18 protein-coding genes and 1 other RNA gene are annotated in these 17748 nt (G+C 34.7%); 15 read left to right on the plus strand and 4 right to left on the minus strand.

Features of this window, described 5'->3' with window-relative positions; translation table 11 throughout:
* Positions 1-4 precede the first annotated feature (4 nt).
* Positions 5-337 carry a YpoC family protein gene (locus HMPREF2603_RS07880; protein WP_002480956.1) on the plus strand — a complete coding sequence of 111 codons (333 nt, stop codon included), beginning with the start codon at positions 5-7 and terminating at the stop codon, positions 335-337.
* Between the two features lie 121 nt (positions 338-458).
* On the opposite strand, the gene HMPREF2603_RS07885 is transcribed toward HMPREF2603_RS07880, so the two are convergent.
* Both HMPREF2603_RS07885 and recU read right to left on the minus strand, forming a co-directional pair.
* The gene (locus HMPREF2603_RS07885; RefSeq protein ID WP_060804293.1) at positions 459-2738 is read right to left on the minus strand and encodes a transglycosylase domain-containing protein; all 2280 of its coding nucleotides are present in this window, start codon (positions 2736-2738) and stop codon (positions 459-461) included.
* Positions 2735-3361 carry a Holliday junction resolvase RecU gene (recU, locus tag HMPREF2603_RS07890; RefSeq protein ID WP_023015200.1) on the minus strand — a complete coding sequence of 209 codons (627 nt, stop codon included), beginning with the start codon at positions 3359-3361 and terminating at the stop codon, positions 2735-2737. Before recU ends, HMPREF2603_RS07885 begins: the two co-directional genes overlap by 4 nt.
* A 274-nt stretch (positions 3362-3635) precedes the next feature.
* Here recU and HMPREF2603_RS07895 point away from each other — a divergent pair, with 274 nt between their 5' ends.
* From HMPREF2603_RS07895 to HMPREF2603_RS07930, 8 genes are all read left to right on the plus strand, one after another.
* Positions 3636-3974: a DUF1798 family protein gene (locus HMPREF2603_RS07895; RefSeq protein WP_002480953.1), complete on the plus strand. Its 339-nt coding sequence runs from the start codon at positions 3636-3638 to the stop codon at positions 3972-3974.
* The gene (locus HMPREF2603_RS07900; protein WP_057510508.1) at positions 3967-4530 is read left to right on the plus strand and encodes an SLOG family protein; all 564 of its coding nucleotides are present in this window, start codon (positions 3967-3969) and stop codon (positions 4528-4530) included. The genes HMPREF2603_RS07895 and HMPREF2603_RS07900 overlap by 8 nt, the downstream gene beginning before the upstream one ends.
* Before the next feature lie 12 nt (positions 4531-4542).
* Positions 4543-4872: a cell division regulator GpsB gene (gene gpsB, locus HMPREF2603_RS07905; RefSeq protein WP_002480951.1), complete on the plus strand. Its 330-nt coding sequence runs from the start codon at positions 4543-4545 to the stop codon at positions 4870-4872.
* A gap of 95 nt (positions 4873-4967) precedes the next feature.
* Positions 4968-5349: RNase P RNA component class B (gene rnpB, locus HMPREF2603_RS07910), an RNA gene on the plus strand.
* A gap of 137 nt (positions 5350-5486) precedes the next feature.
* The gene (locus HMPREF2603_RS07915) at positions 5487-6611 is read left to right on the plus strand and encodes a THUMP domain-containing class I SAM-dependent RNA methyltransferase (RefSeq protein WP_002480950.1); all 1125 of its coding nucleotides are present in this window, start codon (positions 5487-5489) and stop codon (positions 6609-6611) included.
* Between the two features lie 27 nt (positions 6612-6638).
* Positions 6639-7535, plus strand: a complete 897-nt coding sequence (gene rarD / locus HMPREF2603_RS07920) for an EamA family transporter RarD (protein ID WP_060804292.1) — start codon at positions 6639-6641, stop codon at positions 7533-7535.
* 135 nt (positions 7536-7670) lie between these two features.
* Positions 7671-11111 carry a dynamin family protein gene (locus tag HMPREF2603_RS07925; protein WP_070502044.1) on the plus strand — a complete coding sequence of 1147 codons (3441 nt, stop codon included), beginning with the start codon at positions 7671-7673 and terminating at the stop codon, positions 11109-11111.
* Positions 11112-11130: 19 nt separating this feature from the next.
* Complete coding sequence (locus HMPREF2603_RS07930; protein ID WP_023015204.1) at positions 11131-12018, plus strand: 5'-3' exonuclease; 888 nt, start codon at positions 11131-11133, stop codon at positions 12016-12018.
* Positions 12019-12084: 66 nt separating this feature from the next.
* Here the strand turns inward: HMPREF2603_RS07930 and HMPREF2603_RS07935 are convergent, their stop codons facing one another.
* Positions 12085-12477 (minus strand): ribonuclease HI family protein, encoded by a 393-nt coding sequence (locus HMPREF2603_RS07935; protein WP_023015205.1) that lies wholly within the window; start codon positions 12475-12477, stop codon positions 12085-12087.
* A gap of 47 nt (positions 12478-12524) precedes the next feature.
* Positions 12525-13232 carry a queuosine precursor transporter gene (locus tag HMPREF2603_RS07940; protein WP_002480945.1) on the minus strand — a complete coding sequence of 236 codons (708 nt, stop codon included), beginning with the start codon at positions 13230-13232 and terminating at the stop codon, positions 12525-12527.
* 204 nt (positions 13233-13436) lie between these two features.
* Between HMPREF2603_RS07940 and HMPREF2603_RS13025 the strand changes: the two genes are divergently transcribed.
* The 6 genes from HMPREF2603_RS13025 to HMPREF2603_RS07965 all read left to right on the plus strand — a co-directional run bounded on the left by HMPREF2603_RS13025 (position 13437) and on the right by HMPREF2603_RS07965 (position 17726).
* On the plus strand, positions 13437-13631 hold the full coding sequence (locus HMPREF2603_RS13025) for a zinc-finger domain-containing protein (RefSeq protein ID WP_082709474.1): 195 nt from the start codon (positions 13437-13439) through the stop codon (positions 13629-13631).
* A 15-nt stretch (positions 13632-13646) separates the two neighbouring features.
* Positions 13647-14765, plus strand: a complete 1119-nt coding sequence (locus tag HMPREF2603_RS07945) for a conserved virulence factor C family protein (protein ID WP_060804290.1) — start codon at positions 13647-13649, stop codon at positions 14763-14765.
* Between the two features lie 90 nt (positions 14766-14855).
* Positions 14856-15290, plus strand: a complete 435-nt coding sequence (brxA, locus tag HMPREF2603_RS07950; protein WP_060804289.1) for a bacilliredoxin BrxA — start codon at positions 14856-14858, stop codon at positions 15288-15290.
* A 118-nt stretch (positions 15291-15408) separates the two neighbouring features.
* Positions 15409-16362 (plus strand): thymidylate synthase, encoded by a 954-nt coding sequence (locus HMPREF2603_RS07955; RefSeq protein WP_060804288.1) that lies wholly within the window; start codon positions 15409-15411, stop codon positions 16360-16362.
* Between the two features lie 33 nt (positions 16363-16395).
* Positions 16396-16875 carry a dihydrofolate reductase gene (locus HMPREF2603_RS07960; RefSeq protein WP_002480941.1) on the plus strand — a complete coding sequence of 160 codons (480 nt, stop codon included), beginning with the start codon at positions 16396-16398 and terminating at the stop codon, positions 16873-16875.
* A 14-nt stretch (positions 16876-16889) separates the two neighbouring features.
* The gene (locus tag HMPREF2603_RS07965; RefSeq protein WP_002480940.1) at positions 16890-17726 is read left to right on the plus strand and encodes a DegV family protein; all 837 of its coding nucleotides are present in this window, start codon (positions 16890-16892) and stop codon (positions 17724-17726) included.
* Positions 17727-17748 lie beyond the last annotated feature (22 nt).

Below are 17748 nucleotides of genomic sequence, written 5' to 3' on the forward strand. Positions count from 1 at the left end.
TTTTTTGATTACAAAATCTGATTTTGAAGCTTTAGAAGCCCAAATTGATGTCTTTGCGAAAAAGAAACAATTAACATCAGACCAAGGAAAAGCGTTACTTGATGAATATTTAACTTTAATCGAACACTATTTTTGTCAGATTAACAATGTTGAAACAATTGATTACGATAAATTAGAAACTTATCCAGTTGTGCCCATTAATTTCCAAGAACGATTTGATTATATTCATCAACGAAAACATCACTTTATGGGTTATCGTCAGATGAAAACACTCATCAGTGAACTCATTAAAATGAACGCAGCGTATAAAGCAAGACAAGCACATCAAAAACGCTAATAATTTAAATGAAAATGATAAAAGACATGTTTGAATTTCTTGTTCAAACATGTCTTTTCATATTATTAAGTATAGAAAAAAGTGCAGTGCTCAGAAGTTTGAGTCACTGCACCTTTATTATTTATGAAGCTTTATTATTGAAAATGGCATGTAGATTAAAGAATCTTGATAATGCATTGCCATTTTGATTATCGCCTTGCTGGTTGTTGTTGCCTTGTTGTTGATTATTGCTTTGTCCTTGTTGGTTATTGTTACCAAAGTTTTGACTTCTGTTATTTGAACCTTGTTGTTGACTGTTGTTGCTATTACTGCTGCCGCCTTGAGTAGTACCATTACCGTTTACTTTACGGTTTGTAGTATTGTGGTCAGGGTTGCTAGCAACGTATAAGTCAGATTTGCTTGAACCATTAACTGAAGCTGGACGTTGGAAGTCTTGTCCGTCTCTAGGACTGATGTCTGACATCACATCTTCAAGCAAGTATTGTGGATACTCTTGTTCGTTATGACCAACGAATGAGTTTTGACCATATTCTTTAACTTTATTGAAGCCCATCCAAACTGACATTGAGTATTTAGGTGTGAAACCGTTAATCCATACATCTTTCGCTGCGTTATCAGGTAAGTTGTATTGTTGGTAAGTTTCTGAACCATAAGTACCTGTACCAGTTTTGGCTGCTAAGTTAACACCAGATACGCCATGACCATAAGCAGAACCCCAAGCTTCAAATGTACCTTTTAGTACTTCTGAAAGCATGTATGCTGTGTAATCATGCATAGCTCTGTGGTGTTTGTGATCAAACTCTGTAGTATTACCTTCTTGATCAACAACTTTAGTAATACCGTGTGCTTGGTTGTATTCACCGCCATTAGCTAACGCTGCGAAAGCAGAAGCTAAATCAGTAGGTGAGAATTCAGATGATGAACCACCAAGTACTTCTGAAGGACCAATTTCACCTTCATATTTCAAGCCAACTTTGTCTGCAAATTTCTTAGGTGCGTCTTGCCCAGCATCTTGTTTCGTTTGTTGCCAAGCTTTCAATGCTGGAATGTTGAAACTTTGACGTAATGCATCATAAAGTGTGACATTACCATGACTCTTCGTATCATAGTTTCTGAATGTAGTACCATCTACCATGTATTCTGATTCGTCTTGAAGTTCATGGTTTGTTGCCCATTGCATATTCTCAATTGCTGGTCCGTAAGATAAGAATGGTTTTAATGAAGAACCAGTAGGGTGAGGGTCAGTTGCTTGGTTACGGTCGACAACATCTTTGAAGTGTCTGCCACCAGAAATTGCGACTAATCCACCGCTCTTACTGTCAACAATTGTTGAACCAACTTGTTGATCTTCGTTCTTATAGTAATTGCCGTTATCAATACGGTTCTGCAATGCTTTTTGAACGCTAGAGTCCATATTAGTATAAATCTTAATACCACTATTCATTAAGTCGCCAAGATTTTTGTCTTGGAACTCAGGATGTGCCATTAATTCAGACTTCACAAAGTTCACATATGAGTTATACTCAGGATCTTTATTATCTGGCTTAATTGCACGATCATCAGCACTACGTTTAACTAAGTTTTTCTCAATTGGTGTATCTTGCGCTTTTTTCATATCTTGTTCAGAAATACGTTTATGATAATGCATTAAGTATAATACAGTATCTTTACGAGATTCCGCTTCTTTAGGATTATCATATACATTGTATAAGTTAGGTACTTGAGGTAAACCTGCTAAGTACGCTTCCTCAGCTAAATTTAAATCTTTCAAATCCTTGTCGAAGTAATATTTAGCTGCTGCTTTAATCCCATAAACACCGTCAGAGTAGTAAATTTTGTTTAAGTAGATTTGGAAAATCTCATCTTTACTGTACTCTTGTTCTAAACGATACGATAAGTATGCTTCTTGTGCTTTACGGCCAATCGACTTTCGATCGGTTAAGAATGAACGTTTAACAACTTGTTGTGTTAATGTTGATGCACCTTGTGAACCGAATCCGCCAGTAATGTTTTTACCGACCGCACCGAATAAACGTTTATAGTCTAAAGCACCATGCTTATAGAAACGATTATCTTCAGTAGCTAGAACGGCATCTTTCATATTTTGCGGAACATCTTTTAAGTCCACGTGCGCACGTCTTTGACCGTTATCAAGTGTCTTGATTAATTTACCGTCTTTATCATAAATCTTTGCTGGTATAGGATCTTTTAATTTTGCATCAGAAAACGCTGGCGCTTTCCATGCGTAGTAAGCGAATAAAAGAACACCAACTAAGGCTAAGACAATAAACGCAATTAAAATGAAGCCAATAATCTTAATAATTGTCCTCTTAATATTCCTATTCTGTTTTTTACCAGACTTTCCATTCTTAGAATGAGAAGTCTTCTTTCTTTCCGTCATACGCGGTCCTCACTTTCATCTAATATCAACTTATCAACGGCTTTGAGGTAATTCAATCGTGGTTGATACTGATAAGGAATATGGTAACCATTTTTTCTTATTTCTTCAACTGTAATTGATTTTCTGATGTTATTTTGATGTCTTTGCCAAAAGTTTTCAAAGGAACGATAAGGCAACATATAAACTTCATCTAATGCTTTAAAACGAATTAGTAAAAATACAATTCCGTTTTGTTCATAGCATGATTTCATATGCGCAACTTGGTGTTCATGAATATTTTGTAATGGAAAAGACGTCTTGCTCTGTGTTTCTTTTGCTTCAAAATCAATATAACGGCCATTATAAATACCGTTATAGTCAGTTGTAGATGGGGTGCGGAAATATGCTTCTTTAATCACAGCTTTACTGCGTTTAGGATAAGAAACATTTACGATTTGAACGGGTGTCGGTTTCTTGTGTATTACTGCTTTACCTGTAGAAAGGTAGTAATCGTTTGATAATTCGATTTCCTTTTCTAAAGTCATCCCACGTCCGCCATACTTGATTTTACTTGAATTAAATGGGTTTGTGCGTCCAACTTTAGTCTTATTTCTATTAAATGGTTTACCATTTGGATAATTCATTTGTTTCACCACACCAACAGGTTTTTAAACCGTAATAATTATACACAACTTACAGTGAGATGCAAACTCTCGAAACTTATTTCAATACAAAGCTTACTTAAAAACCTTCCTTTAGTATTTAAGCAAACATTGGTTTGTGTATATGTCACTTATTTTAACGTTAATCAGGCCATTTAACAATATTGAACCCTTTTATCATAGGGATTTAAAGGTTTTCTGAAATGACGTACTTATCAATATATGATAATTTAATTGTGAGGGAGGCGAAATGTGATTGTATACCATTATCTCAACATTAATAGAACAAACCTATATTATGAAACAAAGATATGAAGAAGCTAGATCAGGTAAGGCATATGATTTCAAAAACGAGGTGATGCCTTTTGCTTATCACATCGATGATTTGTTGAACCAATTGGATGGTTATGCAGAAAATATCATTGCGCTTTCATACATGAATCAGTTGAAGTATCAAATACTCAAAGAAAATTTAGAACGCCTTTCTGTCGAATGTCATTATGCTTCAGCAAGCCGGAAACTCTTTATGGATAAACTGAAAAGTGTGAACTATGATTTAAACTATTTAAAGGAAAGTGAAACGCAATATGGTTAAAACAGCATATGTTACCGGCTATAAATCCTATGAATTAAATATATTTAAAGATGATGCACCTGAAGTAAAATACCTTAAATTATTTTTAAAAAATAAATTGCAAAATCTGGTTGAGGAAGGTTTAGAATGGGTATTGATACAAGGACAATTAGGAATTGAAATGTGGACAGCTGAAGTGGTGCTTGACTTGCAACAAGAGTATCCTGAATTAAAGCTCGGTGTGATTACACCTTTTCAAAATCATACAGAACGTTGGAATGAACAAAATCAGTTGAAGTATCAACAAATTATTGAAAAAGCTGATTTTCATGATTCAGTGCATCACGCACCCTACGAAGGACCCTTTCAATTCAAACAAACAGATCAATTTATCCTAGACCATACTGATATGACTGTTCTAATTTATGATGAAGAACAAGAAGCGAGTCCAAAGTTCTTTAAGCGGATGTTAGTTGATTTTGCAGAACAAACAAACTATACTTATGATGTTGTAACGTTTGATGAAATCAATACATTCATCAGTGATATACAGTGGTCTGAAGAAAGTTTCGAATGAGGTGGAGAAAAAATGGCAGATGTATCTTTAAAATTATCAGCAAAAGATATTTATGAGAAAGACTTCGAAAAAACCCTTGCACGTGGATATAGAAGGGAAGAAGTAGATGCATTTTTAGATGACATCATCGCAGACTATCAAAAAATGGCAGACATGAATAATGAAGTAATTAAATTAAATGAAGAAAATCATAAGTTGAAAAAAGAACTTGAAGAGTTACGTTTACGTGTAGCTACTTCTAGACCACAAGAAAACAAAAGTTTTTCTTCAAACACAAATTCTAGTAATGTAGATATTCTTAAACGTATCTCTAATTTAGAAAAAGCAGTATTTGGAAAATAGTTATTCTTAGTTTATGGCTCGAAGTCTGAAAAGTTGTGCTTTTTCGGATTAGCTTTACCATAGACAAAGAACCATGCTATAATTTTAAGAAGTGATATTTCGGGTAATCGCTATAGCAATATAGAGGAAAGTCCATGCTCACACAATCTGAGATGATTGTAGTGTTCGTGCTTGATGAAACAATAAGTCAAGGCTAATAGACGGCAGTGAAATAATCTAAGTCTTTTGGATATGATTAAAGTAGCTTGAAAGTGCCACAGTGACGGAGCCTTTACAGAAATGTAAAGGGTGGAACGCGGTAAACCCCTCGAGTGAGCAATCCAAATTTGGTAGGAGCACTTATTTAGCGGAATTCAACGTATAAATGAGGGAATAAGTGTGCGTAAATACTTATTCCAGACAGATGGTTACCACCGGCGTACGAGTGACTACTAGTGCACGTTATCAGTACTAAGGTACAGAACATGGCTTATAGAAATATCCTCACTAGTTCAGCTCTCCAAGATTGGAGAGCTTTTTTATTTGATATCTCGCTTACTACACATATATTACCGCTTCAAAATTTGCTACAATAATAAAGTAAATCAACAAAAATAGAAGGAAGGTCAATGCATATGTATCAATTATTAGCCGTATGTCCAATGGGTCTTGAAGCTGTCGTTGCAAAAGAAGTTAACGCATTAGGCTACGAAACAACAGTGGAAAACGGAAGAATATTTTTCGAAGGCGATGAAACTGCAATTGCCAAAAGTAATTTATGGCTGCGTACTGCTGACAGAGTCCGATTAGTCATGGGACGCTTTAAAGCTACAACATTCGAAGAATTATTCGAACAAACCAAAGCATTACCTTGGGAAACAATCATTACAGAAGATGGTAATTTCCCAGTACAGGGTCGAAGTGTTAAATCAACGCTTCATAGTGTACCTGATGTTCAAGCAATCGTGAAAAAAGCAATTGTTGAACGCTTAAAAGATGCCTACGCACATAAAGGATGGTTAGATGAAACAGGAAGTAAGTATCCTTTGGAAGTCGCAATTCATAAAGACGAAGTACTTTTAACAATTGATACTTCTGGTTCAGGTTTAAACAAACGCGGATACAGACTCGCACAAGGTGAAGCGCCAATTAAAGAAACATTAGCTGCTGCGTTGATTCGCTTAGCTAACTGGGATGGCAACACACCTTTAATCGATCCATTCTGTGGTTCAGGAACAATCGCAATTGAAGCATGCTTAATTGCACAAAATATTGCGCCTGGCTTTAACCGCTCATTCGTTTCAGAACAATGGGATATCATGCCTGATGATCTATACGAACAATTGCGTGACGAAGCAGATCAACAAGCAGATTACGACAAAGAAGTTGAAGTCTATGCGTATGATATTGATCCTGAAATGGTAGACATTGCGATACGTAATGCTGAAGAAGTAGGATTGAGTGAAGTCATTCAATTCGGTGTCAAAGATGTGAATACTTTAGATATCCATACCGATCAACCTATCGCATTAATCGGTAACCCGCCATACGGTGAGCGTATTGGTGATAGAGAAGAAGTTGAAGAAATGTATCGCTATCTTGGTAAGTTGATGCGTCAGCACAAAAACTTATCAGAGTACATTTTAACAAGTAATAAAGAATTTGAATTTTTAACACAACAAAAAGCAACAAAACGTAGAAAGCTCTTCAATGGTTATATAGAATGTACGTATTATCAATATTGGGCTAAGAAAAAGTAAATAGTTTGAAAAATTGGGGTGACTAGGATGAATCAAGAATTTAAACGCGGCATAGTATACTCCATAATTGCCTATATCCTTTGGGGAACATTACCAATTTATTGGTCGTTGCTCAATGATATCAGTCCGTTTGAAATTCTCGCTTATCGTATTATTTTATCCATGATTTTTATGGTTGTATTAATCATGGCAATGGGAAAGAGTTCACAATTTATAAGTGGCATTAAAGCCTTAACAACCAAACAGCTTTGGGCTATTATTCTAGCCGGCTATATCATTACAGTAAACTGGGGCACATTTATCTGGGCGGTTAATAATAATCACGTACTCCAAGCGAGTTTAGGTTATTATATTAATCCACTCGTCAGCATTTTACTTGCGATGATCTTTATGAAAGAAAAATTCAATAAGTTAGAATGGTTAGCAATTTTCCTTGCTTTTATTGGTGTGCTATACATGACGTTAAAAATCGGCGAGTTCCCGGTTGTTTCGATTATTTTAGCAGTGTCATTCGGATTTTATGGCCTGCTTAAGAAAATTGTACCGATTGATGCTTTAAGCAGTATTACATTTGAATGTATCGTTACAACGCCAGCAGCTTTGATTTATATCGTTTATTTATGGATCTCACATCAAACAACCATTGGTATCAACATGCCGACATTCTGGCTATTGTTCTCAGGGGCTATTACAGCGATTCCATTAATTTCGTTCTCTGCAGGTGCAAGACGTATTCCTTTATCATTAATGGGATTCATTCAATATATCGGTCCGACATTAATTTTTATTTTAGGTATTTTTATTTACAGAGAACCTTTTGATACAAATCAATTCGTTACCTTTATCTTTATTTGGGCTGGAATTATCGTTTACAGCTTATCTCGCTACTTACAAATTAAGCATGCGAATAATCCAGATCTTTAAAATTATGATGCATTTGACTAAATATCAGTCAGATGCATCTTTTTTATTCTCCGCAACATCGATTTTAATCCTTTAGAGTAAAGCGCTTTTAGTATACAATTAAAGCAATGTTATTTATAAAGGGGTACATAATCTATGACGAGTAACAACCAATTAGATATTTTATATAAATTAAAAAAAGAAGTCGAAAAATCAAACCATCAAGATTTGGTCCATATTATCAACCAAGTCATTAAAAAAGTTTATCTAGATCAATACACATTAACATTTGTCGGTCACTTTTCAGCAGGCAAATCTACATTAATCAACTTACTACTAGAACAAGAAATCTTACCAAGTTCACCTGTACCGACAACCAGCAACACAGCAATCGTCAGTGTCGCTGATAAAAGTGAAATTATCGCAAACTTAGAAGGTCAAAAATATACACGCTTGAATAATTATGATGAAGTGAAGCAATTAAACAGACAAAATGGGGATGTAGAGTCTGTAGAAATTCGTTTTGAATCTGATAAATTCAAAAAAGGATTCACCTTACAAGATACACCAGGTGTAGACTCAAACGTTTCATTACACCAAGCATCAACAGAACAATTCATGTTTACCAGCAATATTATTTTTTATACAGTAGATTATAACCATGTTCAATCCGCAATGAACTTCCAATTTATGAAACGTTTGAATCATGCAGGCATCCCAGTAGTATTCGTAATAAATCAAATCGATAAACATAATGATGAAGAGCTTTCATTCGATGCTTTCAAACAAAATATTCAGCACGCGGTAGATGAATGGGACTTAGAACTTCTGAAAACATTTTATGTTTCTAAGTATGACCACCCAGAAAATCAAATTAATGCACTGTCTGATTTCTTAATCGAACAAGATACACATCGCGAGTCTATGGAAGACTATATTGAAAGAATCACACAGTTTATTACCGAAGACCAAAAATCATATATTCAAGCTGAAATGCAGGATATTTTAGCAAATTTAGATATTGATGCTTCACAATTTGACCAAGCTTATTTAAATTTCCAACAGAATCAATCTGTTAGTGAAGAAGCACAGTTGTTAAATGATCCAGATAATCTCTATAAATATTTAAATTATCAACGCAAAAACATTTTAGAAAACGCATACTTAATGCCGCATGAAATGCGTGAAAAGATTCGTCTCTACTTAGAGAGCCAAGTAAAAACATTCAAAGTTGGCGGATTCTTTAATAAGAAAAAGAAAACTGAAGAAGCTAGGGAAGAGCGTTTACAAAATGTAATGACAGCGTTACAAGATATTGTAAATCAACAAATCAGACAGCCAATGCGAGAAGATATGTCATTCTTAACCCGCTTCATCAACCAAACAGACGTCAACCAATCTATTTTAAATCAGCATTATGAAATACCATCCTCACTTGTCACAGATTTATACCAAGAACAAATGAGTATCAGTAATGCTTATGTATTAAACTTCTGTGACGATGTCGTTAAAGCTATTCATCGATTTATTAAAAAAGAATCTGAACCTCTATTAAAACGTGCTATTGAAAATGCTGAAACACAACATGTCGACGATGAAGAAGAGACGGATCAAAATGATTATGAAAAATATATTGAGTTACGTAAGCTGCGTGAATCACTCATCACAAGAAATTATCAACATTATTATATTCACTTAGATGATTCATTAGATAAATTGATTGACCGTACAGAAATCACATATACAAAAGAAGAGCTAGAAACACCGAAAAAACAACTGAACCAAACTAAACAAAAAACTGAGTTAAAATCTGATATCGATATTGAAACAATTAAGCAAGGTATCGCTATCATTGATCCTGTTCCTTTATTTGAACAAACCAAATCTGATTTAAAGGCTGCTATTGAACGAATGGATCAACAAATTGTGAAAATCGGCGTCTTCGGTACATTCAGTGCTGGTAAAAGCAGCTTAATCAATGCGTTACTAGGTGAAAATTATTTAGTAAGTTCACCAAATCCTACTACAGCAGCAACAACAGAGCTCTCATATGGTAATTCAAGTGCAATCACTTTAAAACAAGCACCTCAATTACTCGCGGAATTAAATCAATTAGTTGAATCTCAAAAATTCCATTTTGAGAGTTTAGAGGACTTTAAAGCAACAGATACAACAGAATTAAAACATTCATTGAAGAAAGAACAACTTGCTTTTGTTAATGCGGTTAAAGAACAATTAGATTTATACCAAAATATGATTCAAGATGGTTACCATCACGATATCAGTCAGGATGAAGTGAAAAAATGGAGTGCTCAAGATGAGTATGCTGCGTTTGTGGAAACTGTTCATTTAAACTTACCGATAGACTGGTTGAAAAATAAAATTATTGTAGACTCTTTAGGTCTTTATTCAAATAACCAACGTCATTCTAATGAAACGGAAAAAATATTAACATCATCTGATTTGATTTTATACGTAAGTTACTTCAATCATTCATTTACTGATAACGACAAAGCATTTATTGAGTATATGAAAGAGATGAATCAACTCAATGAAAATCAAACATTCAAGATGATTATTAATGCAGTAGATTTAGCAGAATCAACAGAAGATTTAGAAGCTGTGGAAGATTATGTCAGCGATGCATTACAACAAGTAAATATGCCTGCTGATATTTATAGTGTTTCTAGTCGACGTGCATTAAAAGAGGGCGATGAAGGGCTAAATAAACTAAAAGATAGTCTAGATTACTTTGCGGAGGTCGAATCTAAGGTTGTTTTACAACAACAAATGAAAGCGCAACTTGAACAAATTAGTGCCTCTTATACACAAATGTCAGAAGACTATCAAAACAACCGTGAAGAAATGGAAACGCGTCAACAAGAAGTAAGAAAGATTGAACAAAAAGGTGCGATTCCAAATACGACTTTAAAAACGACTAAACAACATGTTTATAACGAAGTTGAAGATCAAGTATATCACTTGAATGAACGCTTAAAAATTCAATTGTTTGATGAAGTTCGTACAGTATTCAACGGGCAAATGACTAAAAACAATGACTTTGATGCTGAAAAACGTGATGCAGTTAAAACATATCTTGAACAAATCCATGGCAGATTGTATATGGAACAAACTTTAATTGCTGAACGTATTAAAAAATTCTTTAATAAGCAACTGGAAGATCAACTTGCACCTATTGTTAAGCAATTGAATCAATTGCATATTTTATTACAGCCACACTTTGAGATTGAAATGGATAAAGATAAAATTACAACGATGCATATTGATTTTAATGAAATGTTCGAACATCTTCCGAAAAAATTGACGAAAAAGCGTTTGTTGCAACTGAAAGCACAAAAAGAACTACAAGAGCAAATCACAATGGAAACGGTTGACTTGTTGCAAAACAACATTAACCAATTACGACAAGAGTTAGAACAACAAGTGTCTAAGATGGGCAAGATTGCAGATCAACAATTAAATGAGATTTCAAATGAAATACATGAACAAGCAAGCGCATTATTAAGCGTTAAAATTGATAATAGCTTGATTCAACAAATTGATGCGGCTAACCGTCAATTAAAAGAAATTATTTAACTTAGAAAGAGGAAGTAGTATGACAAACAAAGTATTGCTGGTAGATGGAATGGCGTTATTATTCCGCCATTTCTATGCTACAAGCATTCATCATCAATTCATGAGAAATTCAAACGGAGTTCCGACTAATGGCGTACAAGGATTTGTTCGTCACATCTTTTCAGCGATAGATGATATTCAGCCGACACATATCGCTGTATGTTGGGACATGGGGCAACAAACGTTTCGAAATGAAATGTTTGCAGATTATAAACAACATAGACCAGCACCGCCTGATGAATTGATACCACAATTCGATTTAGTTCAAGATATTTCAAACGCACTTGGGTTTGTTAATATTGGAGTTAAAAATTATGAAGCCGATGATGTTATCGGAACGTTAAGCAGAAATTTATCAGAGGATAACGAAGTTTATATCGTTACAGGAGATAAAGATATCTTACAATGTATAAATCCTAATGTTGAAGTTTGGTTGACTAAAAAAGGATTTAATATTTATAACCGTTATGATTTAACACGCTATCAAGAAGAATATCAATTACATCCGCTTCAACTCATCGATATCAAAGCGTTTATGGGGGATACCGCTGATGGTTATCCTGGCGTCAAAGGAATTGGTGAAAAAACAGCACATAAATTAATCTTAAAATATCAGTCTGTAGAAAATGTTATCAATCACATTGACGAATTGACACCGGCACAACAAAAGAAAATCATCAGCCAATTAGATGATTTGAAACTTTCAAAACAACTTGCAGAAATCCACACTAATGTACCATTAGATGTAACAGCATTATTTAATCAAATGCAGTATCATCTGGATTTCATTGATATTTTCAATGTCTTAGATACTCACGATTTGAAAGTGTCTAAGAAATTTATTGAAAGAGAATTCTTACCATTTTAATCATTCAAAACAAAAGCGGGAGGGCGTTTCACAGTTAATAACTGTGGAGACGTCCTCCCGCTTCTTTTATTTTAATTGCTGATAGAGCGCTTGTTGCGCATGATGATTGGCTTCTTTATTTTGTGCTCTAGGAATCCAATCAATCAGACATAAATCAAATGCTTTCATTTTCTTCGCTGCTTCAACTAAATAACCTTTAAACTTCTCATTCTTAGCAAAGCCTTTATCTAAACTGTCAGTGATCAGCTTAGAATCGGTATAAATTAATGCTGTAGATACATTTAATTCTAATGCACAGTCTAAGGCAAAATTAAAAGCTTGCCATTCTGCTGAATGATTGTCAGTAGGTGCGATATCTTGCGTGAAAGTTTGATGGTTACTCTCTTCAATAATTGTTGCTGCAATAGATGCTGGTCCTGGATTACCTTTAACTGCTGCATCAAAAAATATTTTAGCCATACATCATTCCATCCTTAATCAAAATATTATATTATCTATACCCTTAATCAGTAACCTTCATCTTTGGATTGAATTTTACCTTTTCGGTACATTGATTTAGCCCAGTAACCAAATGGCACATTAAAGATTGTAGCAAGTAGTTTTAAGAAGTAAGTCGTAATAAAGATTTCAAAGACTGCACCTGCTGGCAGCAAACCAATAAACGCGATACTTACAAAAAGGGCAGTATCAATAATAGAACTTAATGTCGTACTCCCATATGCACGAATTGCAAATGTGCGATCTGACTTGAATACTTTTTTAATCGCATTGAAGATAAAGACATCGATATGTTGTCCGATGATATAAGCGATAATCGAACCTAACGCGATTCTAGGTACTATATTGAAAATTGTACTTAGCGCTTTTTGTGCCATATCTTCTGGAGCGGGAATAAAATGTAATGATAGTTGCATTAAAATTATCATCACTAATGATGAACTAAAGCCCATCCATACTGCTCTTTTAGCTACTTTACGTCCATAGATATCGTTTAAAATATCCGTCGCTAAATAAATAGACGCAAACATTACATTTCCTAAAGTCGCAGAAATCGTAAAGATGTCTACAGTTTTAATTACTTGAATGTTAGCAATTACAGTTCCGATAGCTACCCAAGCAATCAAACCTTGCTTACCGAACAAACGATACATTGCGACCATTAATGTAAAGGTCACTAGAAAGGCAATAATACCTAATATTTCATTGTAAAACATAATTAACCTCCTAAATTTTGTTAATGCGGGTGTTTAGAAACCGCAACTCAACTCATATATTCTATAGAAATCGTACATTAAATGCAATAGCCATTTAGTTACAACTACAAAGTAGAGAGATGAAGTTAACCGTGTCGCATGATATAATGAGGCTAAATTAATCGTCCTTAAACCATTTAAGGTGTTATTAATTATGTAAAGGGAGTGACGATTATTTTTTCAAAATCCGAAAAAAGAGCGCTTGATTCCATAGATGATTTATTAAGCACTTACTGCAAAAATTGTGAATTAAAAACATATAATCGTAAAACAAAAGGGAAAACACATGCACATCATTTTTGTATATACGAATGTTCAGTAGGTAAACAAATCAAGCAATTTGGTAACGAACTACAATAATTGGGGGTTATTTTGATGGAAATCGTTCGTATTGAACCGACACCAAGTCCGAATACCATGAAAGTGGTATTGAATAAGAAAAGAGAGGACAATCAATCCTCCACCTATACAAAAGTAAAAGAAGGCCAACCTGATTTTATCAATAGACTTTTAGAGGTTGATGGTGTTAAATCCATTTTCCATGTCATCGACTTTTTAGCTGTGGATAAAGCACCAAAAGCAGATTGGGAAGCATTATTGCCTAATATTACAGCTGCAATTAGTAATGAATCTGAAACTGAAACAAATGATACACCTGCACCTGATGAACATTTCGGCGAAATTAAAGCGGAAGTGCTCAAATTTAAAGGTATCCCGTATCAGATTAAACTCACTACCACTAAGGATGAAGAACGCAGACAATTACCAGACTACTTTGTCGATACAATGCTAGCAGCACAAAAAGATGATGACAATGTAGTATTTATGCGTAAGTGGGAAGATTTAGGTACGCGTTATGGCGAACTAGAAGAAGTTATGGATAATGTTGAAGAAGAACTTGTCGCACTATATCCTGAAAATAAACTTAATGAATTAAAACAAGAAGCATTAAATACGGATATTGTGGTTCCAACAGCACACTATCAACATGTGACAGTTGATGAATTTAATGCGGCAGAAGATTGGAAAGCACAACTTAGAATGTTGAAATCTTTCCCAACACCAACCAAAGAAGATTATCCTCTCATCGAAGCTGCATTAAATCATCCTAAAATTCCAATTCGACGCGAAGCTATTGTGCTAGCAAGTATGGTAGAAGATGAGTCAGTTCTTCCATATATGTACCAAGGTTTACAGGATAAAAATCCTGGTGTACGCCGAACTGCCGGAGATGGAATAAGTGATTTAGGATTTAAAGTAGCTTTACCAGAAATGGAGAAAGCTTTAGATGATCCACAAAAGATTGTGCGTTGGCGTGCCGCGATGTTTATTTTTGATGAAGGTGGCGAAGCACAATTACCAGCTTTGAAAGCACATGAAGATGATGACGCTTACGAAGTGAAGTTACAGATTCAAATGGCCATCTCTCGTATTGAAAAAGGTGACGAAGCACTAGGATCTGTTTGGAAACAAATTGCTAACCGTAATAAATAAGCGGAATTAGGATGAATCAACAAATTAATTAGATTACATTTCTGATTATTTCATGTAAAATAAACTATAAATGAACAAGGAGTGTATATTATGAATCCGTATGAAGTATATATGCAAGAACTCGCACAAGGTATGCGTAGCGAGTTAACACAAAATGGTTTTGAAAGTTTAGAAACTGCAGAAGCAGTTGATCAATATATGGACAATGTAGGTGCTGAAGAGACTACATTTGTTGTTATTAATTCAGTATGTGGTTGTGCAGCTGGATTAGCTCGTCCAGCAGCTGTAGCAGTTGCTGAGCAAAATGATAAAAAGCCTGATCACAAAGTAACTGTCTTTGCAGGTCAAGATAAAGAAGCAACACAAGAAATGAGAGAGTTCATACAACAAGTACCTTCAAGTCCTTCTTTCGCTTTATTTAAAGGTACAGAATTAAAACATTTTATGCCTCGTGAATATATTGAGGGACGCGATATTCAAGATATCTGTATGGATATCAAAGATATGTTTGATGAAAACTGTTAATCAATTTGAATTGATTTCATAATCGAAGGTACGGGACAATATTTGATGGCTGAATCAGTCCATCAATTGTCCCATTTTTTATAATTGGAGATACATACGATTTGAGGAGGAGATAGGTATGAATTCATTCGACGAAGCATATCATGACCTATGTAAGGAAATTTTAGCTATCGGGAACGAACGCGATGATCGTACACGTACTGGTACCATTTCAAAATTCGGTCATCAATCACGCTATGACTTAAGTAAAGGCTTCCCTTTATTAACAACTAAAAAAGTATTCTTTAAGTTGATTGCGACTGAGCTGATTTGGTTTATGAAAGGCGACACAAATATCAAATATTTACTAGAATACAACAATAATATTTGGAATGAATGGGCATTTGAAAACTATGTTGAATCAGAAGATTATCATGGTCCGGACATGACGAATTTCGCACATCGAGCATTACAAGATGAAGCATTCAACGAAGTTTACCAACATGAAATGGAAAAATTTAAATCACGCATTCTAAACGATGATGATTTTGCGCAAAAACACGGCAATTTAGGGAATGTATATGGTAAGCAATGGCGAGATTGGGTTGGTGCAGATGGTCAACATTATGATCAACTTGCTACAGTCATCGAACAAATCAAAACTTACCCTACATCTAGACGTCACATCGTATCTGCATGGAACCCAGCAGAAATTGATACGATGGCATTACCGCCATGTCATACGATGTTCCAGTTTTATGTACAAGACGGCAAACTAAGTTGCCAATTATATCAACGTAGTGCAGATGTATTTTTAGGAGTTCCATTTAATATCGCAAGTTATAGTTTACTAACACATTTAGTAGCAAAAGAATGCGGCTTAGAAGTCGGTGAGTTTGTGCATACGATTGGTGATGCACATATCTATTCTAATCATATCGATGCGGTCAAAAAACAATTAAGTCGTTCAAGTTACGAACCACCTCAATTAAAAATCAATACAGATCGTTCAATTTTTGATATTCAATATGAAGACTTGGAGATTGTAAATTATCAATCACACCCAGGTATTAAAGCACCTATCGCTGTATAAAAACAATTAGAATTTTTGAAAGGGGATAAGAATATGACGCTTTCTATTCTTGTTGCGCATGATCAAAACAGAGTAATCGGTAAGGATAACCAACTACCATGGCATTTGCCTAATGATTTAAAACATGTCAAAAAATTAAGTACTGGCAATACACTCGTAATGGGCCGTAAAACATATGAATCTATCGGCAAACCGCTTCCAAACAGACGTAACGTCGTTTTAACACGTGATGAATCTTTTCATCCTGAAGGTGTAGATGTCATACACAATTTTGAGGATATTTATGATTTGCCTGGCCATGTCTTCATTTTCGGCGGCCAAGCATTGTTTGAAGAATTTATCGATAAAGTAGATGACATGTACATCACTGTCATTGAAGATAAATACCAAGGAGATACGTTCTTCCCACCTTATACCTTTGAAGATTGGGAAGTTGAATCTTCAGTTAAAGGAGAACAAGATGAACGCAATAAAATTCCGCACACGTTCTTACATCTTGTTCGTAAAAAGTAATAGGAGGTATGGAAATGCGTAAAAAAATTGTCACAGACTCAACAACAGATTTACCTCAATCATATCTAAAAGAGCACGATGTTCATGTGATTCCTCTTAATTTAACGATTGAAGGCAAATCTTATATCGACCAACAAGACATTTCTTCTGAACGTGTAATTGAGTTAATAGAAGAAGATGTAGATATCAAAACCAGCCAACCTCCTATTGGTAAATTTATTGAAATGTACGATGAATTAGGAAAAGACGGCTCAGAAATCATTAGTATTCATATGACATCTGGATTAAGCGGTACGTATCAAACTGCGTATCAAGCTAGTCAAATGACTGATTCAAAAGTTACAGTTATTGATTCAAAATCCATTTCATTCGGCCTTGGTTTCCAACTGGAACATATTGTTGAATGGAATAACGAAGGGTTATCAACAGAAGAAATTCTTAAAAAATTAAAACATTTACAAAGCAATATCAAACTCTTTGTAGTGATTGGCCAATTAAACCAACTGATTAAAGGCGGACGTATCGGTAAAGCTAAAGGTATGATTGGTAATATGATGCGTTTAAAACCAGTGGGCATTCTTGATGATGGACAAATTAAAATCCTTCATAATGCACGTACGCAAAAGTCGAGTATTCAAATTATTAAAAAAGAGCTTGCTCAGTTCATTGAAAATCATTCGATTAAAAAAATCGGCTTAGCTCATGCAAATGCATTAGATTTTGTAGATAAGTTTAAACAACAATTTGCGATTGAAGAAAATAATACTGAAGTTGAAATCAATACGACAACACCAGTTATTTCAACACATACTGGACAAGGTGCAGTAGGATTCGTTGTCTTGCGTCAATAATCGATAATTCTCATGAAAATCA

The sequence above is a fragment of the Staphylococcus sp. HMSC055C03 genome, assembly GCF_001809385.1.
GTDB classification, from domain to species: Bacteria; Bacillota; Bacilli; order Staphylococcales; family Staphylococcaceae; genus Staphylococcus; species Staphylococcus simulans.

Excerpts from the sequence above, each read along its gene's own strand:
- HMPREF2603_RS07960 (WP_002480941.1), top strand. The coding sequence starts at position 16,396 with ATGACGCTTTCTATTCTTGTTGCGCATGATCAAAACAGAGTAATCGGT.
- rarD (WP_060804292.1), top strand. The coding sequence starts at position 6,639 with ATGAATCAAGAATTTAAACGCGGCATAGTATACTCCATAATTGCCTAT.
- HMPREF2603_RS07945 (WP_060804290.1), top strand. The coding sequence starts at position 13,647 with ATGGAAATCGTTCGTATTGAACCGACACCAAGTCCGAATACCATGAAA.
- HMPREF2603_RS07915 (WP_002480950.1), top strand. The coding sequence starts at position 5,487 with ATGTATCAATTATTAGCCGTATGTCCAATGGGTCTTGAAGCTGTCGTT.
- HMPREF2603_RS07885 (WP_060804293.1), bottom strand. The coding sequence starts at position 2,738 with ATGACGGAAAGAAAGAAGACTTCTCATTCTAAGAATGGAAAGTCTGGT.
- HMPREF2603_RS07930 (WP_023015204.1), top strand. The coding sequence starts at position 11,131 with ATGACAAACAAAGTATTGCTGGTAGATGGAATGGCGTTATTATTCCGC.
- HMPREF2603_RS07925 (WP_070502044.1), top strand. The coding sequence starts at position 7,671 with ATGACGAGTAACAACCAATTAGATATTTTATATAAATTAAAAAAAGAA.
- HMPREF2603_RS07900 (WP_057510508.1), top strand. The coding sequence starts at position 3,967 with ATGGTTAAAACAGCATATGTTACCGGCTATAAATCCTATGAATTAAAT.
- HMPREF2603_RS07965 (WP_002480940.1), top strand. The coding sequence starts at position 16,890 with ATGCGTAAAAAAATTGTCACAGACTCAACAACAGATTTACCTCAATCA.
- HMPREF2603_RS07955 (WP_060804288.1), top strand. The coding sequence starts at position 15,409 with ATGAATTCATTCGACGAAGCATATCATGACCTATGTAAGGAAATTTTA.
- gpsB (WP_002480951.1), top strand. The coding sequence starts at position 4,543 with ATGGCAGATGTATCTTTAAAATTATCAGCAAAAGATATTTATGAGAAA.
- recU (WP_023015200.1), bottom strand. The coding sequence starts at position 3,361 with ATGAATTATCCAAATGGTAAACCATTTAATAGAAATAAGACTAAAGTT.
- brxA (WP_060804289.1), top strand. The coding sequence starts at position 14,856 with ATGAATCCGTATGAAGTATATATGCAAGAACTCGCACAAGGTATGCGT.
- HMPREF2603_RS07940 (WP_002480945.1), bottom strand. The coding sequence starts at position 13,232 with ATGTTTTACAATGAAATATTAGGTATTATTGCCTTTCTAGTGACCTTT.
- HMPREF2603_RS07935 (WP_023015205.1), bottom strand. The coding sequence starts at position 12,477 with ATGGCTAAAATATTTTTTGATGCAGCAGTTAAAGGTAATCCAGGACCA.